The following is a 17941-nucleotide window of genomic DNA, read 5'->3' as shown; positions in this document are numbered from 1 at the left end:
TGTGTTCCCGGCGCCGGTTCCCGCCGGGGCGGGGCGGTGCCGGGGGCTGCCTTCCAATGGGCCCGGTGGGCCCGGCGGTTCCGGTGGGCCCGGTGGGCCCGGCGGTTCCGGTGGGCCCGGTGGGCCCGGTGGTTCCCGTGGTTCCCGTGCTTCCAGTGGTTTTGGTTCAGCGCGGCCGGGCGATGACCTCCCCGCCGCGCTGAAGCGCAGGGCCCGGTGGACGATCCCGCATCCGCCTGCCCCGCTTGGGCTACAGCCTATGATCCAGCTCACCCACATTCAAGGGTCGTGTATACATAAAGTCCGAAATTTACGGAAGATTGCCGGAACTTTCGCCGCTTGTTCCCGATCTGTGTATACACTGGGGGCATGCGAGCCAGCGAAAAAGCCTACGAGATCCTGCGCCGGGACATTGTTGAATGGCGCATGAGTCCGGGCACTGTGCTGGCCGAAGTCGAGCAGTCCGCCCGGCTGGGCGTCTCGCGCACCCCGGTGCGCGAAGCCCTGGCCCGGCTGGTCGCCGACGGGCTGGCCGTGCAGCAGCGCGGGCGCGGCACCGTGGTTTCCGAGGTCTCCGTCGAGCACCTCGATGACCTGTTCACGCTGCGCCGGGTGCTGGAGTGCGAGGCCGCGCGCCTGGCCTGCCGCAGCGAGCTGGCCCCGGCCTTTGCCGAACTGGCCGACCAGTTTGAGCGGGCCGCCGCCGGGTTTGACCCCTCCGGACCACCACCCGACGGTGAGCGGATCGGCGCCGATGAGTACTACCGGCTGGTGGCGCGCCTGGATGAGCTGGGCGATGAGGCCGCGGACAACGGCTACCTGGGCGCGGCGCTGCGCAACCTGCGGGTGCACCTGCAGCGGGTGCGGCGCCTGGCCAAGGACCACCCGGCCCGGCTGCGCGCCTCGGCCGCGGAGCACGCCCAGATCGCCCGGGCGATCGCGGCCCGCAATGCGGAGCTGGCCGCGGCGGCCACCACCGTGCATCTGCACCAAAGTTTTGACCACATCATCAAGCATGCAACCGAGCTGAAAGGCAACCATGATTAATCATCCCGTGCGTGTGTACCGTTCCGAGGAAAACCTGGCCCGCGAGGACCAGCTGGCCCACAAGATCGCGGTGGTTGCCGCCGACCCGGTGGAGGTCACCGACGAGGTCAAGGAGATGATCATCAACCGGATCATCGACAACGCCTCGGTCGCCGTCGCCTCGCTGAACCGCGGCCCGATCATCGCCGCCCGCGCCCAGGCGCTGACCCACGCCCCCTCCAACGGCGGGGCCGGGGCGACCGTGTTCGGCATCGAGCAGAAGGTCTCCCCCGAATGGGCCGCCTGGGCCAACGGGGTGGCGGTGCGTGAACTGGACTACCACGACACCTTCCTGGCCGCTGACTACTCGCACCCGGGTGACAACATCCCCCCGATCCTGGCCGTAGCCCAGCACACCGGCGCCTCCGGGCACGACCTGATCCGCGCGATCGCCACCGGCTATGAAATCCAGGTGGACCTGGTCAAGGCGATCTGCCTGCACAAGCACAAGATCGACCACGTCGCCCACCTGGGCCCGTCGGCCGCCGCCGGCATCGGCACCCTGCTGGGCCTGAATGTGGAGACGATCTTCCAGGCCGTGGGCCAGGGCCTGCACACCACCACCGCCACCCGCCAGTCCCGCAAGGGCGAAATCTCCACCTGGAAGGCGCACGCCCCGGCCTTCGCCGGGAAGATGGCGGTGGAGGCCGCGGACCGCGCCATGCGCGGACAGACCTCCCCGGTGCCGATCTACGAGGGCGAGGACGGGGTCATCGCCTGGCTGCTGGACGGGCCCGACGCCGCCTATGAGGTGCCGCTCCCGCAGCCCGGCGAAGCCAAGCGCGCGATCCTGGACACCTACACCAAGGAGCACTCGGCCGAGTACCAGGCCCAGGCGTGGATCGACCTGGCCCGCAAGCTGCACCGCGAGCACCCGGAGGCCACCGACCCGAAGAACGTGGCATCGATCCTGATCAAGACCAGCCACCACACCCACTACGTGATCGGCTCGGGCGCGAACGACCCGCAGAAGTACGACCCGAGCGCCTCGCGCGAAACCCTGGACCACTCGATCCCGTACATCTTCGCCGTTGCCCTGCAGGACGGGGCCTGGCACCACGTGGACTCCTACGCCCCGCAGCGCGCGGCGCGCCCGGACACGGTGGAGCTGTGGCAGAAGGTCACCACCGAGGAGGACCCCGAATGGACCCGGCGCTACCACTCGCTGGACATCGCCGAGAAGGCGTTCGGCGGGTCCGTTGAGATCACCCTGGCCGACGGCACCGTGATCACCGATGAGATCGCCGTGGCCGACGCCCACCCGCTGGGCGCCCGCCCGTTCGCCCGCGAACAGTACATCCACAAGTTCCGCACCCTGGCCCAGGGGCTGGTCCAGGAGGCGGAGATCGAACGCTTCCTGGCCGCCGTGCAGCGCCTGGACGAACTGGGCACCGGGGAGCTGGACCAGCTGAACATCCTGGCCGCCCCCGGGGTCATCGACGCCGCCAACGCACCGAAGGGCCTGTTCTAATGCTGTACTCCACCCGCACCCCCGCCCAGAAGCGGATCGCGCTGCGTGAAATGCTCACCGCCGGGGCCGCCCGCCAGTTCCCCGGCGCGTTCAACCCGCTCTCGGCGCGGCTGATCGCGGAGAAGGGGTTCGACGGGATCTACATCTCCGGGGCGGTGCTGGCCAACGAGCTGGGCCTGCCGGACATCGGGCTGACCAGCCTGAGCGAGGTGGCCACCCGGGCCGGGCAGATCGCGCGAATGAGCGACCTGCCGGCGATAGTGGATGCGGACACCGGGTTCGGGGAGCCGATGAACGTGGCCCGCACCATCCAGGAGCTGGAGTACGCGGGGCTGGCCGGGTGCCACATCGAGGACCAGTTCAACCCCAAGCGCTGCGGGCACCTGGACGGGAAGAACGTGGTGGACACCGGCACCATGCTCAAGCGCATCGCCGCGGCCGCCGACGCGCGCATCGATGAGAACTTCTTGATCATGGCGCGCACCGACATCCGCGCCGTGGAGGGCCTGGATGCGGCGATCGACCGGGCCAAGGCGATGGTCGACGCGGGGGCGGATGCCATCTTCCCCGAGGCGATGAAGGACCTGGGCGAATTCGAGGCGGTGTGCAACGCGGTGCAGGTGCCGGTGCTGGCGAACATGACCGAGTTCGGCAAGTCCGAGCTGTTCACCCGCCAGCAGCTGGCCGACGCCGGGGTGGCCATGGTGATCTACCCGGTCACCTTGCTGCGCAGCGCGATGGGTGCGGCCGAGCGGGTGCTTAACGCAATCGCCGAGGAGGGCACCCAGCAGCGCGAAGTGGATAGGATGTTAACCAGGTCACGTCTGTACGAGCTGGTCGACTACGAGGCGTACAACCGATTCGACACCGGGATCTTCAACTTCCAGGTCCCGGGGCTGGACATCGAATCGAACAACGCGGACCTGTAGCACCGCCGCCGCGCACCTGCACCGAAAACGACAGGAGTTTGAATATGACCACTACCGAGGAAATTAAGAAGGGCCTGGCCGGGGTCGTGGTGGACTACACCGCGATTTCCAAGGTCAACCCGGACACCAACTCGCTGCTCTACCGCGGCTACCCGGTCCAGGATCTGGCGGCCACCAAGTCCTTCGAGGAGGTCGCCCTGCTGCTGTGGAGCGGGGAACTGCCCAGCGAGAGTGAGCTGACCGAGTTCTGCGCCTACGAGCGGGCCAACCGCTCGCTGGATCCGCGGGTGAAGGCGGCGATCGACCTGCTGCCCACCGACTGCCACCCGATGGACGTGGGGCGCACCGCGGTTTCCGTGCTGGGGGCGAACAACCCGCTGGCCGAGGACTCCTCCCCCGAGGCGGAGCTGCGCAAGGCCAAGGAGCTGTTCGCCGCCTTCCCCGCCGTGGTCGCCTACGACCAGCGCCGCCGCCGCGGGCTGGAGCCCATCGAGCCGCGCGAAGACCTGGACTACTCGCAGAACTTCTTGTGGATGACCTTCGGCGAGGAGGCGGCCCCCGAGGTCGTTGACGCGTTCCGGGTCTCCATGGTGCTCTACGCCGAGCACTCCTTCAACGCCTCGACCTTCACCGCCCGGGTGATCACCTCCACGCTCTCGGACCTGCACTCGGCGGTCACCGGGGCGATCGGCGCGCTGAAGGGCCCGCTTCACGGCGGGGCCAATGAGGCGGTCATGCACACCTTCGACGAGATCGGCATCGACAAGGACGAGTCGCGCGAGGCCGCCGCCGCGCGCGCCAAGGCCTGGATGGAGCAGGCGCTGGCCGAGAAGAAGAAGGTCATGGGCTTCGGCCACCGGGTCTACAAGAACGGGGACAGCCGGGTGCCGACCATGAAGGCGGCCCTGGACCGGATGATCGAGCACTACGGCCGGGCGGAGATGCTCGGGCTGTACGACGGGCTGGAAGCGGCGATGGACGAGGCCAAGGGCATCAAGCCGAACCTGGACTACCCGGCCGGACCCACCTACCACCTGATGGGCTTCGACACCGAGATGTTCACCCCGCTGTTCATCGCCTCACGCATTGTGGGCTGGACCAGCCACATCATGGAGCAGCGCGCCGCGAACTCGCTGATCCGCCCGCTGTCGGCCTACAACGGGCCGGAACAGCGCGAACTCTAGCACCGTGCCCTAGTTGGCCCTCCGGCCTGCGGCGGCCGAAATGCCGGAACGCCGGAATGCCGCGAGCACAGCCCGTGGGGTTGCACCTGATACCCAGGTGCAACCCCACGGGCTTTTTTGCGCCGGTTCTTAGGGGTGCGGGCGGAACCGGGTTGCGCGAAGCCCGCCCACGATCTATTGTTTTTCGATAGGAAGTAGCCGAACCTCAATAGATGCCTGGATGGTTGCCTGAGGCGGTCGCGCGGACCGCGCTTCCCGGGCCGCCGCTTCGGACAGAGTTCGGCACCTCGGTGAATGATGGTGAAAGGAGCCCGCGATGGGCAGAATGAGTATCGCCGCGCTGCGGATAGTGCTGGTCGGCGCGATGGGCCTGGCCCTGTTCCTGCAGGGGTTCATCGTCCCGGTGGCGGCCTGGGATGAGGGCGGGCCGAGCGGTGAATTCGGCTATCTGCGCCCGGCGTTCCTGGGCTACCTGGTGCTGGTCGGGCTGGTCGTGGAGCTGTGCATCGTGTGCGTGTGGAAGCTGGCGACCCGGGTGCGGCGCGGTACCGTGTTCAACCCGGCGGCCTTCAAATACGTGGACGTGATCATCGCTACCATCGGCGTGGGTGCGCTGGGCACCTTCGCGCTGGCTGCGGTGATGGCCCCCGGGGAGGCGGTTGCCCCGGGACTGGTGCTGCTGACCGGCGGGCTGGGTGTGCTGGTGGCCGGGATCGCGCTGATCGTGCTGGTGCTGCGCCAGCTGCTCGCGCAGGCGACCAGCACCGACCTGGAGGCGCAACGGCTGCGCACCGAGCTGGGCGGGGTGATCTGATTGGCGATCCGCGTGCAGATCGACGTGATGCTGGCCCGGCGCAAGATGGCGGTCGGTGAGCTGGCCGAACGCATCGGCATCACCCCGGCCAACCTGGCCGTGCTGAAGAACGAACGGGCCAAGGCGGTGCGCTTTAGCACGCTGGAGGCGTTGTGCCGGGAGCTGGACTGCCAGCCCGGGGACCTGCTGGTGTGGGAGCCGGATGCTCCGGGCGACGCGGATCGGTCCCTTGCGCCGGCGCGCGCAGGGAACACGCCCGGGCGGTAGGCCACACCCGATCAGGAGCGCAGCGCGGACCGGCCACGCGAACCGGCCGTGGGCGCGCTGGTCTTTCGGACGCTGACTTCTGGGCGCTGGCTTTCGGGGTCCGGCCGCGGTTCAGGCCGGGGCGTCGCCGTTCCACTGCTGCACCCGCAGGTTGGCCACGCCCAGGTTGTCCGGGGCCATCTGCACGGTGGCGGTGAACCGCTGCCCGTCCAGCAGCAGCGGGAGCCAGCGCTCGGCGTCCTGCCACATGTCCCGGACCGGCAACGCCTGGGCCGGGTACCAGCGGGCGTCCAGCTCCCCGCTGGCCGCGGGCTGCCCGCCGAACACGGTGGCCACGAACACCCTGCAGTCCATGTCCGAGCGCGGACTGGCGGGAAAGCGGAAGGCGATGTTCGCCCGGTGGGCCAGGTCGCCCGCCGCCACGCGCATGCCGGTCTCCTCGGCCAGTTCCCGCACCGCCGCCTGCACCGGGCTCTCCCCCGGCTCGATCTTCCCGCCCGGGGCGACGACGTTGCCGGCCCCGAACCCGGTGAGCTTGCGTCCCAGCAGCACTTCGCGGCCGGTGGGGCCCTCACGCAGCAGCAGGACCAGCACCACCGGTTGCGGCTGGGTCCGGTTGACGCTGGCGTCGGCGCTGCTGGTCATGGGCTGGCTCCTGGAGGACGGCTGGGTTTCTGGATGGGCGGTGGCGGGACGGCTTCAGCGCGCCCGGGGGTGGGCGAAGAGGTACGCCTCGCGCAGCGCATCGACGGTGACCTTGGTGTAGATCTGGGTGGTGGTTACCGAGGCGTGGCCGAGCAGCTCCTGCACCACGCGCACGTCGGCCCCGCCCTCCAGCAGATGGGTGGCGAAGGAGTGGCGCAACGTATGCGGGGAAACCTCGGTGGGCACCCCGGCCCGCTCGGCCGCCTTGGACAGGATCATCCACGCGGACTGCCGGGAGAGCCGCCCACCACGCTGGTTCAGGAACAGTGCCGGATTACCCCTGCCCTTGGCCGCCAGCCCCGGGCGGGCACGCACCAGGTAGTCGCTGAGCGCCTTGCGCGCGTAGGATCCGATCGGCACCACCCGTTCCTTGGAGCCCTTGCCGAACAGGCGCACCACGCTCTGCCCGGCGGAGTCCGGTGCGCTGCCGGGATTCGGGGCTGCCTGCAGCTCAGTGGAGGGTTGCAGGTCGGCATCGGGCTGCAGGCCGGCGGCGAAGTGCACGTCGTCCACGTCCAATGCGACCACTTCGGAGATGCGCGCGCCGGTGGAGTACAGGAACTCCAGCAGTGCCCGGTCGCGCAGCCCCGCCGGGGTGTCGGTCGCCACCGATTCCAGGATCGTGCTGACCTCGGCAATGGAGATGGCCTTGGGCAGGGAGGAACCGAAGCTGGGCGGCTGGATGTCGCGGGCCGGGTTGGGCACGCACAGCCCCTCCAGTTCCCAGAACTTGTGCAGCTGGCGGATCGCCACCGTGTGCCGGGCGACCGTGCGGGCGCTGAGCCCCGGCGTGCCCCCGGTGCCCTGGGCCAGCTGCTGCAGGTAGCCGCTGACCGCTTCCGGGGTGATGCCCGCCGGATCGCCGATCCGCTGGCGGCTCAGCGCCTGGGCGTAGCGGGTCAGGTCGCGGCGGTAGGCCGCCAGCGTGTTCTCGGCCAGGCCGCGCTCCAGGGACAGGTGCTGCAGATAGCGGGTCAGGGCGCGCTGCAGTGGGGCGGGGACGTCCTGCCCGGTTACGGGAGCGGCACCGTCCGGGGCCGGGCTGAGCGGGGGGCGGGACATCGGCTAGCTGTCCCGCAGGCCCGGGTGCGCCGTAAAGGGGGCGTCGGCCGGGCGAAGGTGGCGGTAGCCCTGGGCGCGGGCCGCGTGGGCGGCCAGGATCCCGACCACCGCGGAGGGGTTGTGAATCCGCCCGCCCAGCACCGCCTGCAGCGCCTCATCCAGCGGCACCCAGTCCGAACGCATCTCCGCTTCCTCATCGGTGCGCTCGAAACGCTCCGCGGTGGCCACCTCGCTGGCCTGGCGGGCCAGGAAGATGCGCATCGCCTCGGAGGAGGAGCCCGGGGAGAGGAACACGTCGGTGAGCACCGCCCATTGCGCGGCGGTGCGATCGGCCTCCTCCCACAGCTCACGCTGGGCGGCGCGCAGCGGGGCTTCGCCCTCCACGTCCAGCAGTCCGGCCGGAAGCTCCCACAGGGTCATGCCCACCGGGTGGCGGTACTGGTTGATCAGCAGCACCCGGTCCTGCTCATCGAGGACCACCACGGCCACCGCCCCGGGGTGGGAGACGTAGTCGCGGGTGATGCGCGGCCCGCCGGGGGCCAGATCCACCTCATCGTGCAGCACATCCCAGATCAGCCCGTCATAGACGGTCTGCGAGGAGACCACGGTGCGCGGGGAGAATTCGTCGCTGGGGTGCTGGTTGTGGGGCACGAAGAGGGTCCTTCCATCTGGATGACAATGCCGGCCGGCAGGGCTGCTGATGCCGGCGGCCGCGGTGTTGTTCGCAGTGTAAGCCCAAGGGCCGGTACCGCGGCAAGTTCATGCAGCGGTACCGGCCCTTGGTTGGCTCTGCCCGGGGGTGCCGGGGTTGGTGCTAGTTCCCGCGCTGGGCCAGCGCGGCGGCGATCAGCCCGCTGAACAGTGCGTGCGGGCGGGTCGGGCGGCTGGAGAGCTCCGGGTGCGCCTGAGTGGAGACGTAGTACGGGTGCACCTCGGCCGGCAGCTCGACATACTCGACCAGCTTGCCGTCCGGGGAGGTGCCGGAGAAGACCAGGCCGGCTTCCTCCAGCTGCTCACGGTAGGCGTTGTTGACCTCGTAGCGGTGGCGGTGGCGTTCGGAGACCTCGTTCTTGCCGTAGGTGGCGGCCACCACCGAGCCCTCGGCCAGCTTGGCCGGGTACAGGCCCAGGCGCATGGTGCCGCCCAGGTCGCCGCGGCCATCGACGATGTCCTTCTGCTCGGCCATGGTGGCGATCACCGGCATGGTGGTCTGCGGGTCGAACTCGGTGGAGGAGGCGTCCTCCAGTCCGGCCACGTTGCGGGCGTACTCGATCACCATCGACTGCAGGCCCAGGCACAGCCCCAGGGTGGGGATGCGGTTCTCGCGGGCGAACTTCAGCGCGCCCAGCTTGCCTTCCAGGCCGCGGATGCCGAAGCCGCCGGGCACGCAGATCGCGTCGACGTCGGACAGCGCCTTGGCGGCGCCTTCCTCGGTGGCGCAGTCATCGGCCGGGACCCAACGCAGGTTGACCTTGGCGTTGTTGTCGAAGCCGCCGGCCTTCAGGGCCTCGGTGACCGACAGGTAGGCGTCGGGCAGGTCCACGTACTTGCCCACCAGCGCCACCTCCAGGTGGTGGGCCGGGTTGTGCACCACATCCAGCAGGCGGTCCCAGTCATCCCAGTCCACGTCACGGAACTTCAGGTCCAGGGTCTGCACGATGTAGGCGTCCAGCCCCTGGGCGTGGATGACCTTGGGGATGTCGTAGATGCTCGGGGCGTCAGGGCAGTTGATGACCGCCTCGGTGTCCACGTCGCAGGTGCGTCCCAGCTTGGCGCGCATCTCCTGCGGGATCTGGCGATCCGAGCGGATCACCAGCGCCTCGGGCTGGATGCCGATGGAGCGCAGGGCCGCCACCGAATGCTGGGTCGGCTTGGTCTTCAGTTCCTGGCTGGGGCCGATGTACGGAACCAGGGAAACGTGCACGAAGAACGCGTTCTTGCGTCCGATGTCCTGGCGCACCTGGCGGGCCGATTCCAGGAACGGCTGGGATTCGATGTCCCCCACGGTGCCGCCGATTTCGGTGATGATCACATCCGGCGCGCTCTTGCCCTCGCCCGGCTCGGTGGCCGGAAGGCGCATGCGGCGCTTGATCTCATCGGTGATGTGCGGGATGACCTGTACGGTGTCGCCCAGGTATTCGCCGCGGCGTTCACGCTCCAGGACGGTGGAGTACACCTGGCCGGTGGTCACGTTGGCGCTGCCGGGCAGGTTCTCATCCAGGAAGCGCTCGTAGTGGCCGATGTCCAGGTCGGTTTCGGCGCCGTCGTCGGTCACGAAGACCTCGCCGTGCTGGAAGGGGTTCATGGTACCTGGATCGACGTTCAGGTACGGATCGAGCTTCTGCATGGTCACGGAAAGACCACGAGCCCGAAGGAGATGTCCAAGGCTGGATGCCGTCAGTCCCTTACCCAGGGACGAGGCCACACCGCCGGTGACGAAGATATGCTTTGTCGTTTCAGACGACCGAGAATCACGAGTTGTATTACGCTGCACCACGGGATTTCATCCTATCACCAATCCTGCACCTGACCATCCACTTGTCACCATCGCCACACCCGGATGGCGGGGGCGCAGCGGCGGCGGTTAGGCTTTGGCCGCCGCCTTCGACAGCGAATCTACCAGCTGCCGGGCCTCACCCAACAGCTCCTCCGCGTGCGCCTGGGCGGTGTCCGACTCCTCCTGCCCGGCCAGCATTCGCGCCAGTTCCCGCACCCTTTGGGCCTCATCCAGGGCCACGACGTCCGAGGCGGTGAAGCCCTTGCCGGTGTTCGCCGTCGCATCGGAGTTCTTGATCACACGGATGTGGCGATCGGCATAGGCGGCCACCTGGGGCAGGTGGGTGACGACGATGACCTGTACGTGGCGGGCCAGCATGGCCAGGCGTTCGCCGATGGCCACCGCGGCCTTGCCGCCCACGCCCTGGTCGACCTCGTCGAACACGAAGGTCGGCACCGGGTCCACGGCCGCGAGCACCACCTCGATCGCCAGCATCACCCGGGAGAGCTCACCGCCGGAGGCGCCCTTGCCCAGCGGGCGGGGTGCGGCCCCGGCGTGCGGGGCCAGCAGCATCGCGATGGAGTCCTGCCCGTACGCCCCGGGCTCCTCCAGCGCCTCCAGCTGCACGACCAGTTTCGCGTCGGGCATTGCCAACGCGGTCAGTTCCTGGCTGACCCGCTTGGACAGCAGCTTGGCGGCCTTGGTGCGGGCCCGGGTCAGCTCCGCGGCCAGCGAGGAAACCTCATTGCCCAGCTTGGTGCTGCGCTCCTGCAGTTCCGTGATGCGGGTGTCATCCCCGCCCAGCTCCTCCAGCCGGGTCCGGGAGGCGTCGGCCCACTGCAGCACCTCATCGAGGCTCGGGGCGTATTTGCGCAGCAGCTTGCCCAGCTCCGCGCGCCGCGCCTCCACCTGAGCCAGGCGTTCGGGGCCCTCCTCGTCCAGGTCCGCCAGGTAGGCCGAGATGTCGCTGGAGAGCTCCGAGGCCAAGATGCCCAGTTCCGCGGCGCGGTCCGCAAACCCCTGCAGGGCCGGGTCGTCTCCCCCGGCGGCGGCCAGCACCCCGCGCGCGCTTTCCACCAGCGAGTTGATGCCCGGGGTCTCAAAATCCTCGCTGTCGAGGATGCCGTGGGCCTGGACGGCGGCGTTGCGCAGCGATTCGACGTTGCCCAGCTTCGTGGCGGCCTCGCGCAGCTGCTCATCCTCCCCCGACTGCGGGTCGATCCCGTCGATCTCCTCCAGCGCCAGGCGCAGGTTTTCCGCCTCCCGCACCCGGTCCCGCGAATCCTGCTTCAGGCTGGCCAGCTCACGGCTGACCTCGCGCCACTGGCGGTAGCTGCGCTGGTAGCGGGCCAGGGTGCGGGAAAAGTCATCACCGGCGAAGCGGTCCAGGGCGTCGCGCTGCGCGCCGGCCTCCTTCAACCGGATCTGGTCGGACTGGCCGTGCACCGCCACCAGCTCCGAGCCCAGCTCGGCCAGCAGGCCCACCGGCGCGCTGCGCCCGCCCACGGTGGCGCGCGAACGGCCCTGGGCGGAGAGGGAACGGCTCAACAGCAGCTCGCTGCGCTGCCCGCCCTCCCCGGCCGGTTCAATGAATGCGCCGGCCTGGGCGGCAGCATCGAGCACATGGTGATCGGGCTCCAGGTGCACCACGGCCTCGGCCAGTGCGTGCTTTGCCCCGGTGCGCACGGCCCCGGCGTCGGCACGGCGGCCCAGCAACAGGGAGAGCGCGGTAATCACCATGGTCTTGCCCGCACCGGTCTCGCCGGTGACCACGGTCAGGCCCGGACCCAGCGGCAGGGTGGCCTGGGTGATGACACCGAGGTTGGAGATCGAAATTTCCTGAATCATCGCGCACTCCCGATCGATTGAGCTGATGCGTTCATGTTCTTGCGTTAGATTACCGTCACCATCGTACACATATTCGAATCCTCTTGTTCGAACATCGTGTTCGAACCCGGCGCGCAGACCCCGTTGGTGGCCCGCGGGGTGATGACCCGCGGGGCTGGGGTCAGCTTGGTGGCCGCGCAGCCCCCGGCCCCCGGCCCGCTGTCGGCGTTCACCGGTGGGAGGTGGCCGCTCCTGCAACTGGCTCCCACTATCCCCCGCCGCGGCGTGGACCCAAGCCCACTGGATACCGGACGGGGATTACGGCGATCTGGGGGGGCGCCCGCCGCCATCGTGCGGGCACGGCCGGATGTCAGGGGCGCGGATCGTCGCGGGCCACCATCGGGATGCCCGGCTCGTCCTTGTTGTGCGGCTCGACGGTGCGCAGTTCGGGCTTGACCACCGGCAGCGCGGTGGTGGCGGTGCGGCGTTCCGACGGGCGGGCCGGTCCGCGCCAGCCCTGGATCGGCAGCTCGAACTTGTTGACCAGGCGTTCGGAGAACGGGGTGGTGTTCAGCCGGGCCAGCTTCACCGGCTGGGCGCTGCGGGTCACTTCCACCCGGGCCCCGGGCGGCAGGTCAATGGTGCGCCGGCCATCGCACCACAGCACGGCCTCGGCGTCGGTGCGGGTGAGCATCTCCACCGCCATCACCGAGTCCGGGGAGATCACCAGCGGCTTGGCGAACAGGGCGTGGGCGCTGATCGGCACCATGATCAATGCCGCGACCTCCGGCCAAACCACCGGACCGCCGGCGGAAAAGGCGTAGGCGGTGGAGCCGGTGGGGGTGGCCATCACCACCCCGTCACAACCGAAGGTGGAGATCGGCCGGCCGTCGACCTCGATGACGACCTCGACCATCCGCTCACGGTTGGCCTTCTCCACCGCCGCCTCGTTCAGCGCCCAGGTCTCGGCCAGGCACACGTTGTCCAGCCACACCTTGACCTCGATGGCCATGCGCTGCTCCACGGTGTAGCGCCCGGCGGCAAGCTGGGCCACCGAATTGGCCAGCTCGGTGCGTTCACTTTCGGCCAGGAAGCCGACGTGGCCCAGGTTCACGCCCACCAGCGGCAGGTCGGCCTCCCGCACCTGCTCCGCGGCGTGCAGCACCGAGCCGTCGCCGCCAAGCACCACCCCCAGATCGATGTCCTGCATCTGGCAGTCCTCGCCCAGGATCTCCACGTGCAGCGCATCCTCGCCCTGGTTGTCCCCGTTGGCGCCGATGACCGCGTGCTGGTCCTGGCGGCGCATTACCGGCACGATGCCGGAATTGGCCAGCTGGTGGGAGGTTTCGATGGCCGCGGCGATCGCGTCCTTACGGCCCGTGTGGGTGAAAACTAGGATGCGGCGCAATATCGGATGCCCCCTCAGGCTCGAATTCTCGGGGTGGAAGCGCGCAGGATGCACCGGCGGCTAGGTGCGCACCGATCCAGCCCGTCGCTTCGACGCGTTGTGTTCAAGAATAGTCAACCAGCTCCCACATCCGCGCATCGGGCGGGGATTGTGGCTGCCCGGTGTCGGGCCGGCCCAGGCGCAGGAAGAACTCCACGTTCCCATCCTGCCCGGGCAGCGGGCTGCGCGCCAGCCCCTGCAGCTCAAGTCCGGCTTCCCGCGCGCTGGCCACCACGTTTTCCACCGCGGTGCGCCGCAGGCGTGCGGAGGTGACCACCCCGGACTTGCCCAGGTGCTCCCGGCCCACCTCGAACTGGGGTTTGGCCATCAACAACAGGGTCCCGCCCGGGCGTGTTGCCTGCGCCAGCGCCGGGATCACCAGGCGCAGCGAAATAAAAGACAAGTCAGCCACCACCAGGTCGACAACTCCCCCGATCTGCGCCGGCTCCAGGTAACGCACGTTCAGCCCCTCGTGCACGCTGACCCGCTGGTCAAAGCGGATCTGGTCCACCAGCTGACCGTGGCCGACGTCGACGGCCACCACGTGCCGGGCCCCGCGGCGCAGCAGCACATCGGTGAACCCGCCGGTGGAGGCCCCGGCGTCCAGGCAGCGCAGGCCCCGCGGGTCGATGTCCGGGTAGTGTTCCAGCGCCCCGGCCAGCTTGTGCCCGGCCCGGCTGACGTACTCCTCCCCCTGGCCGGGCAGCAGCTGCAGCGTCGCGGAAGGATCGACCTTCTTGGAGGCCTTCGTGGCCGGCTGCCCGTCCAGCAGCACCCGCCCCTCGGCGATCAGCCGGGCGGCGTCGGTGCGGGATCGAGCCAGGGAACGGGCGACCAGCTCCTGGTCCAGGCGGCTCACTGCGTCCCGCCCCCGGTGCGGTTCAGGTCCTGCTGCAGATCATGCAGCAGCTGCTCATAGACCCGCGCATGCTCGGCGATGTCCAGGGAGGCCAGCGAGGCCAGGCGTTCCTCCACGACCTGCTCAGTCACCTGGGCGGCGGCGGGTCGGGCCAGGGGCCCGGGGGTCGGCATCGGATGGTTCATCTCTTACCTCCGCGCGGCGCGGTGCAGTTCATCCAGCCCGCGTGCGGTGAATTGGATCTGCGGTTCTACACACCCAGTCTGCCGCGGATGGGCCAGCCACCAGGCGTGGCACGCCGCACGCCAGCCATCCAGGTCCGATTCGGTGCCGGTCACCTCGATCTTGTCCTCGCGCACGCTGGCCACCGCCTCCCCGACCTGTACCCCGAAGCCCAGCACCTGGGTGGTCGGGTAGGGCCGGTAAAAGTCATCCAGCGACCGGATCAGGTAGGTGGGGCGCTGATCGGCCGGGGCGGCCAGGGCGCTGCGCGGGCTATCGACCCCGGTGAGCACCAGGGCGCTGCTGAACCCGGCGCGGTTGGCGCCCAGGATATCGGTGTCCAGCCGGTCCCCGACCACCAGCGGCTTGGTTGAATCCAGCCGTTCCGCGGCACGGGTGAACAGGTAGGACTGCGGTTTGCCGGCGATCTCCGGCTCGGCGTCCACCGCCGCCTGCACGGCGTTGACCAGCGAGCCGTTGCCCGGGGCCAGGCCCTCGGACCGCGGGATCGTCAGATCCGTGTTGGTGGCCACCCACGTCGCCCCGCGGGCGATCGCATAGCTGGCCTCGGCCAGGTCGGTCCACGAAACCTCGGGGTAGAACCCCTGGATCACTCCGGCCGGCTCGTCCTGATGGGACTCCACCACTTCCATGCCGCGCACGGCCACGCACTCACGCAGGTAGGGGGAACCGACCACCAGCACCTTGCTGCCCGGGTTCAGTTTCTGGGCCAGCAACTCCGCGCCGGCATCGGCCGAACCGAATACGTGCTCCGCCGACGTCTTCACGCCCAGCTGGCGCAGGTGTGCCGCCACGGCCATTGGGGAGCGCCCCGCGTTGTTGGTGATGAAGGCCAGCGGGACCTCCACCTCCGCCAACGCGTTCAGCGACTCCACGGCGCCGGTCACGGCCTCAGCCCCAGCGTACACCACCCCATCCAGGTCGGACAGGACCGAGTCAAAACCCGAAATCAGCATCTGGCCAGTTCCCTCCTAGTGCGCTGAAGCGCTACTTGTCCTGCGCTGGACTCTCGTCCCCATCGGCGTGGATGGTGCGTTCCTGCGCGTCATCGTCCTCGGCCTGCGCGTCATCGAAGGACACCTCGGACAGGTCATCCTCCTCGTCGATGCCGGTCGCGGCGTGCTCCTGCACGGTTTCGTCATCCTCGTTGGAAGCGTCCATCTGGGCAACGACGTCCGAATCGGAGTCGGCTTCCTCGGCTTCTGCGTCAGCGCCCGGCTCGATCAGGTCCTTGGCCCGCGGATGGGCCTCTTCCTCATCCATTTCCGGGGCCAGGTCGTAGATGAACGAATCGTCGCTGTCCTCCTCAACGCCCAGCGCCCGCTCCGCCACGGCGATCTGCGCGCGCCAGCGCTTGGCCTCTTCGGCCCGGCCGGCTTCCTGCAGCAGGTCGGCGTAGGCGCTGAAAAGGCGCGGGGTGAACTTGAAGGCACGGTTGAAGTCCAGCTGCGGCAGCGCCTCCAGCTCGGCCAGCGCGGCGTCCATCTTCCCCAGGTCGGCGTAGGCGCCGGCGGCCACAATGTGCAACTCCACCTTGACCGCGGTGTCCAGCTCGGCGAACTCCTCGTCGTGCGCCATTTCAATGGCCTTCTCCGCCCGGCCCAGACCGCGTAGCGAGTCGGCAATCAGCGGCAGGTTGTAGTCCGAGCCGCTGATCCGGCGGTGGGTGCGCAGTTCGCGCAGGGCATCGGCATACTTGCCAGCATGGTAGGCGGCGATCCCCACCGCCTCGCGCACCACGGCCACGCGACCGCCACGGCGGGAAGCCGCCAGGGTGTGCTCATAGGCCAGCTCAGGATCGACCTCAAGCAGACGTCCGGCCATGACCAGGTGCTTGGCAACCCAGCTCTGGCTGCGTTCCTCCAGGTAGCGCAGCTGGGCGCGAGCCACGCGATCCAGCTCCTTGCCCGTCACGTCCTCGTCGATGTCCGGAGAGGCAGTGCGGTCCGGACGGTTGGAGATGCGCAGATCGCCGGGGTTGTGCTTGCGAACGCCGCGCTCGTCATCCTGGAATTTGCCCTTGGGCGCCCCACCCTCGGAGCGGCCACGGGAGGTCTCCCGCCCGCGCTCGTCACCCTTGCGGAACTGGCCACGGTTCTCGTCGTTGCGGCGGAAATCAGAACGCTCACGGTCCCCGCGGAAGCCGCCACGGTTGTCGTCAATGCGGCGGAAATTATCGCGCTTATCGCCATCGCGACGGAAATCAGAACGCTCACGGTCCCCGCGGAAGCCACCGCGCTTGTCGTCATCGCGACGGAAATCAGAACGCTCACGGTCCCCGCGGAAGCCACCGCGCTTGTCGTCATCGCGTCGGAAATCAGAACGCTCACGGTCCCCGCGGAAGCCACCGCGCTTGTCGTCATCGCGACGGAAATCAGAACGCTCACGGTCCCCGCGGAAGCCACCGCGCTTGTCGTCATCGCGACGGAAATCAGAACGCTCACGGTCCCCGCGGAAGCCACCGCGCTTGTCGTCATCGCGACGGAAATCAGAACGCTCACGGTCCCCGCGGAAGCCACCGCGCTTGTCGTCATTGCGGCGGAAATTATCGCGCTTGTCGCCATCGCGACGGAAATCAGAACGGTCACGATCCCCGCGGAAGCCACCACGGTTGTCATCATTGCGGCGAAAATTGTCGCGCTTGTCGCCATCACGACGGAAATCAGAACGCTCACGGTCCCCACGGAAGCCACCACGGTTGTCGTCATTGCGGCGGAAGTCAGTACGGTCACGGTCCCCGCGATAACCACCGCGGTTATCATCATTACGCCGGAACCCTCCACGATTGCGATCGCGGTCCCCGCCGAAACCGCCACGGTTCTCGTCGGTACGGCGGAAGTCCCCGCGGCTGCGGTCACGGTCCCCGCGGTAACCGCCGCGGTTGTCGTCGTTGCGGCGGAAATCAGAACGGTCACGATCCCCGCGGAAGCCACCACGGTTGTCATCATTGCGGCGGAAATTGTCGCGCTTGTCGCTATCGCGACGAAAATCAGAACGGTCACGATCCCCGCGGAAGCCACCACGGTTGTCATCATTGCGGCGGAAATCCCCGCGGTTGCGGTCACGATCGCCGCGGTAACCACCGCGGTTGTCATCGTTACGGCGGAAGTCTCCGCGATTAGAGTCTCGCTGTCCGCGGTAGCCACCGCGATCACTATCGTCTCGCCGGAAACCGTCACGGCGGTCTTCGCCTCGACGGTTGTCCTTGCGCTGGTCGCCATCACGGCGGAAGCCGCCGCGATGCTCTTGGTTTCGTCCCGAATGATTGTTTCGGAAATTTCCTCGGTCGTTGCCCGAGTTGCGATGGGATTCGTTAGACATGAAAAGTTTTCCTCTCAGCGGCCCTATTCCAACACCGCAACCTTCGTGCTCGCACGTCGAGTCACTTCACTATTTAGTATCTTTGCGACGCTGCAGGCGTCGCGCTCATTCAAGTCTAGGCGACGTGAAAAGCCCGTGGCTTGAAAGCGGGGGAAATGTGGCCAGACACTCAGGATGCGTATCGTGCAGTCGTAGGTGTGGAGGACGGCTAAAGCCCCACGGCTTAAAC

General features: G+C 68.6%; 16 protein-coding genes and 1 pseudogene. 7 read left to right on the top strand and 10 right to left on the bottom strand.

The window, feature by feature from the left end; all coding sequences use genetic code 11:
* Window positions 1-369 precede the first annotated feature (369 nt).
* The 6 genes from GcLGCM259_RS04945 (at window position 370) to GcLGCM259_RS04920 (ending at window position 5751) form a co-directional block, all read left to right on the top strand.
* Window positions 370-1047: a GntR family transcriptional regulator gene (locus tag GcLGCM259_RS04945; protein WP_138925935.1), complete on the top strand. Its 678-nt coding sequence runs from the start codon at window positions 370-372 to the stop codon at window positions 1045-1047.
* On the top strand, window positions 1040-2557 hold the full coding sequence (locus GcLGCM259_RS04940; RefSeq protein ID WP_138925934.1) for an MmgE/PrpD family protein: 1518 nt from the start codon (window positions 1040-1042) through the stop codon (window positions 2555-2557). The genes GcLGCM259_RS04945 and GcLGCM259_RS04940 overlap by 8 nt, the downstream gene beginning before the upstream one ends.
* Window positions 2557-3486, top strand: coding sequence for a methylisocitrate lyase (prpB, locus tag GcLGCM259_RS04935; RefSeq protein ID WP_054821374.1), 930 nt, complete (start codon window positions 2557-2559; stop codon window positions 3484-3486). The genes GcLGCM259_RS04940 and prpB overlap by 1 nt, the downstream gene beginning before the upstream one ends.
* 44 nt (window positions 3487-3530) lie before the next feature.
* The gene (locus GcLGCM259_RS04930) at window positions 3531-4670 is read left to right on the top strand and encodes a bifunctional 2-methylcitrate synthase/citrate synthase (RefSeq protein ID WP_138178447.1); all 1140 of its coding nucleotides are present in this window, start codon (window positions 3531-3533) and stop codon (window positions 4668-4670) included.
* A gap of 316 nt (window positions 4671-4986) precedes the next feature.
* Complete coding sequence (locus GcLGCM259_RS04925; RefSeq protein ID WP_138178446.1) at window positions 4987-5484, top strand: DUF2975 domain-containing protein; 498 nt, start codon at window positions 4987-4989, stop codon at window positions 5482-5484.
* Entirely contained in the window at window positions 5485-5751 is a 267-nt protein-coding gene (locus tag GcLGCM259_RS04920; protein WP_138178445.1) for a helix-turn-helix domain-containing protein, read from the top strand.
* 276 nt (window positions 5752-6027) lie between these two features.
* Here the strand turns inward: GcLGCM259_RS04920 and GcLGCM259_RS04915 are convergent.
* The 10 genes and pseudogenes from GcLGCM259_RS04915 to GcLGCM259_RS15245 all read right to left on the bottom strand — a co-directional run.
* A pseudogene (locus GcLGCM259_RS04915) lies at window positions 6028-6396 on the bottom strand (8-oxo-dGTP diphosphatase); the annotation flags it as partial.
* Between the two features lie 54 nt (window positions 6397-6450).
* Entirely contained in the window at window positions 6451-7518 is a 1068-nt protein-coding gene (locus GcLGCM259_RS04910; RefSeq protein ID WP_138925932.1) for a site-specific tyrosine recombinase XerD, read from the bottom strand.
* 3 nt (window positions 7519-7521) lie between these two features.
* On the bottom strand, window positions 7522-8169 hold the full coding sequence (locus tag GcLGCM259_RS04905; protein ID WP_138925931.1) for an NUDIX domain-containing protein: 648 nt from the start codon (window positions 8167-8169) through the stop codon (window positions 7522-7524).
* Window positions 8170-8332: 163 nt separating this feature from the next.
* The gene (locus tag GcLGCM259_RS04900; protein WP_138925930.1) at window positions 8333-10015 is read right to left on the bottom strand and encodes a CTP synthase; all 1683 of its coding nucleotides are present in this window, start codon (window positions 10013-10015) and stop codon (window positions 8333-8335) included.
* An 87-nt stretch (window positions 10016-10102) separates the two neighbouring features.
* Window positions 10103-11863, bottom strand: coding sequence for a DNA repair protein RecN (recN, locus tag GcLGCM259_RS04895; RefSeq protein ID WP_138925929.1), 1761 nt, complete (start codon window positions 11861-11863; stop codon window positions 10103-10105).
* A 349-nt stretch (window positions 11864-12212) separates the two neighbouring features.
* Window positions 12213-13253: an NAD kinase gene (locus tag GcLGCM259_RS04890; RefSeq protein WP_138178460.1), complete on the bottom strand. Its 1041-nt coding sequence runs from the start codon at window positions 13251-13253 to the stop codon at window positions 12213-12215.
* 100 nt (window positions 13254-13353) lie between these two features.
* The gene (locus GcLGCM259_RS04885; RefSeq protein ID WP_138925928.1) at window positions 13354-14148 is read right to left on the bottom strand and encodes a TlyA family RNA methyltransferase; all 795 of its coding nucleotides are present in this window, start codon (window positions 14146-14148) and stop codon (window positions 13354-13356) included.
* A complete protein-coding gene (locus tag GcLGCM259_RS04880) occupies window positions 14145-14333 on the bottom strand; it encodes a hypothetical protein (protein WP_138178438.1) in 189 nt (62 codons plus the stop codon). Before GcLGCM259_RS04880 ends, GcLGCM259_RS04885 begins: the two co-directional genes overlap by 4 nt.
* A gap of 3 nt (window positions 14334-14336) precedes the next feature.
* Window positions 14337-15347: an HAD-IIA family hydrolase gene (locus GcLGCM259_RS04875; protein WP_138178437.1), complete on the bottom strand. Its 1011-nt coding sequence runs from the start codon at window positions 15345-15347 to the stop codon at window positions 14337-14339.
* Window positions 15348-15378: 31 nt separating this feature from the next.
* Window positions 15379-16281: a hypothetical protein gene (locus GcLGCM259_RS15245; protein ID WP_175419329.1), complete on the bottom strand. Its 903-nt coding sequence runs from the start codon at window positions 16279-16281 to the stop codon at window positions 15379-15381.
* Window positions 16282-16371: 90 nt separating this feature from the next.
* Between GcLGCM259_RS15245 and GcLGCM259_RS15240 the strand changes: the two genes are divergently transcribed.
* Window positions 16372-17856 (top strand): hypothetical protein, encoded by a 1485-nt coding sequence (locus tag GcLGCM259_RS15240; protein WP_175419328.1) that lies wholly within the window; start codon window positions 16372-16374, stop codon window positions 17854-17856.
* Window positions 17857-17941: the final 85 nt, after the last annotated feature.

Source organism: Glutamicibacter creatinolyticus (assembly GCF_006094275.1).
In the GTDB taxonomy this organism is placed as follows: domain Bacteria; phylum Actinomycetota; class Actinomycetes; order Actinomycetales; family Micrococcaceae; genus Glutamicibacter; species Glutamicibacter creatinolyticus.
Note: the sequence above shows the minus strand (reverse complement) of the source record. Positions and strands in the feature narration are given on the sequence as shown.

Coding starts and splice junctions, on each gene's coding strand:
- recN (WP_138925929.1), bottom strand. CDS start 11,863: ATGATTCAGGAAATTTCGATCTCCAACCTCGGTGTCATCACCCAGGCC.
- GcLGCM259_RS04925 (WP_138178446.1), top strand. CDS start 4,987: ATGGGCAGAATGAGTATCGCCGCGCTGCGGATAGTGCTGGTCGGCGCG.
- GcLGCM259_RS04930 (WP_138178447.1), top strand. CDS start 3,531: ATGACCACTACCGAGGAAATTAAGAAGGGCCTGGCCGGGGTCGTGGTG.
- prpB (WP_054821374.1), top strand. CDS start 2,557: ATGCTGTACTCCACCCGCACCCCCGCCCAGAAGCGGATCGCGCTGCGT.
- GcLGCM259_RS04945 (WP_138925935.1), top strand. CDS start 370: ATGCGAGCCAGCGAAAAAGCCTACGAGATCCTGCGCCGGGACATTGTT.
- GcLGCM259_RS04880 (WP_138178438.1), bottom strand. CDS start 14,333: ATGAACCATCCGATGCCGACCCCCGGGCCCCTGGCCCGACCCGCCGCC.
- GcLGCM259_RS04910 (WP_138925932.1), bottom strand. CDS start 7,518: ATGTCCCGCCCCCCGCTCAGCCCGGCCCCGGACGGTGCCGCTCCCGTA.
- GcLGCM259_RS04875 (WP_138178437.1), bottom strand. CDS start 15,347: ATGCTGATTTCGGGTTTTGACTCGGTCCTGTCCGACCTGGATGGGGTG.
- GcLGCM259_RS04940 (WP_138925934.1), top strand. CDS start 1,040: ATGATTAATCATCCCGTGCGTGTGTACCGTTCCGAGGAAAACCTGGCC.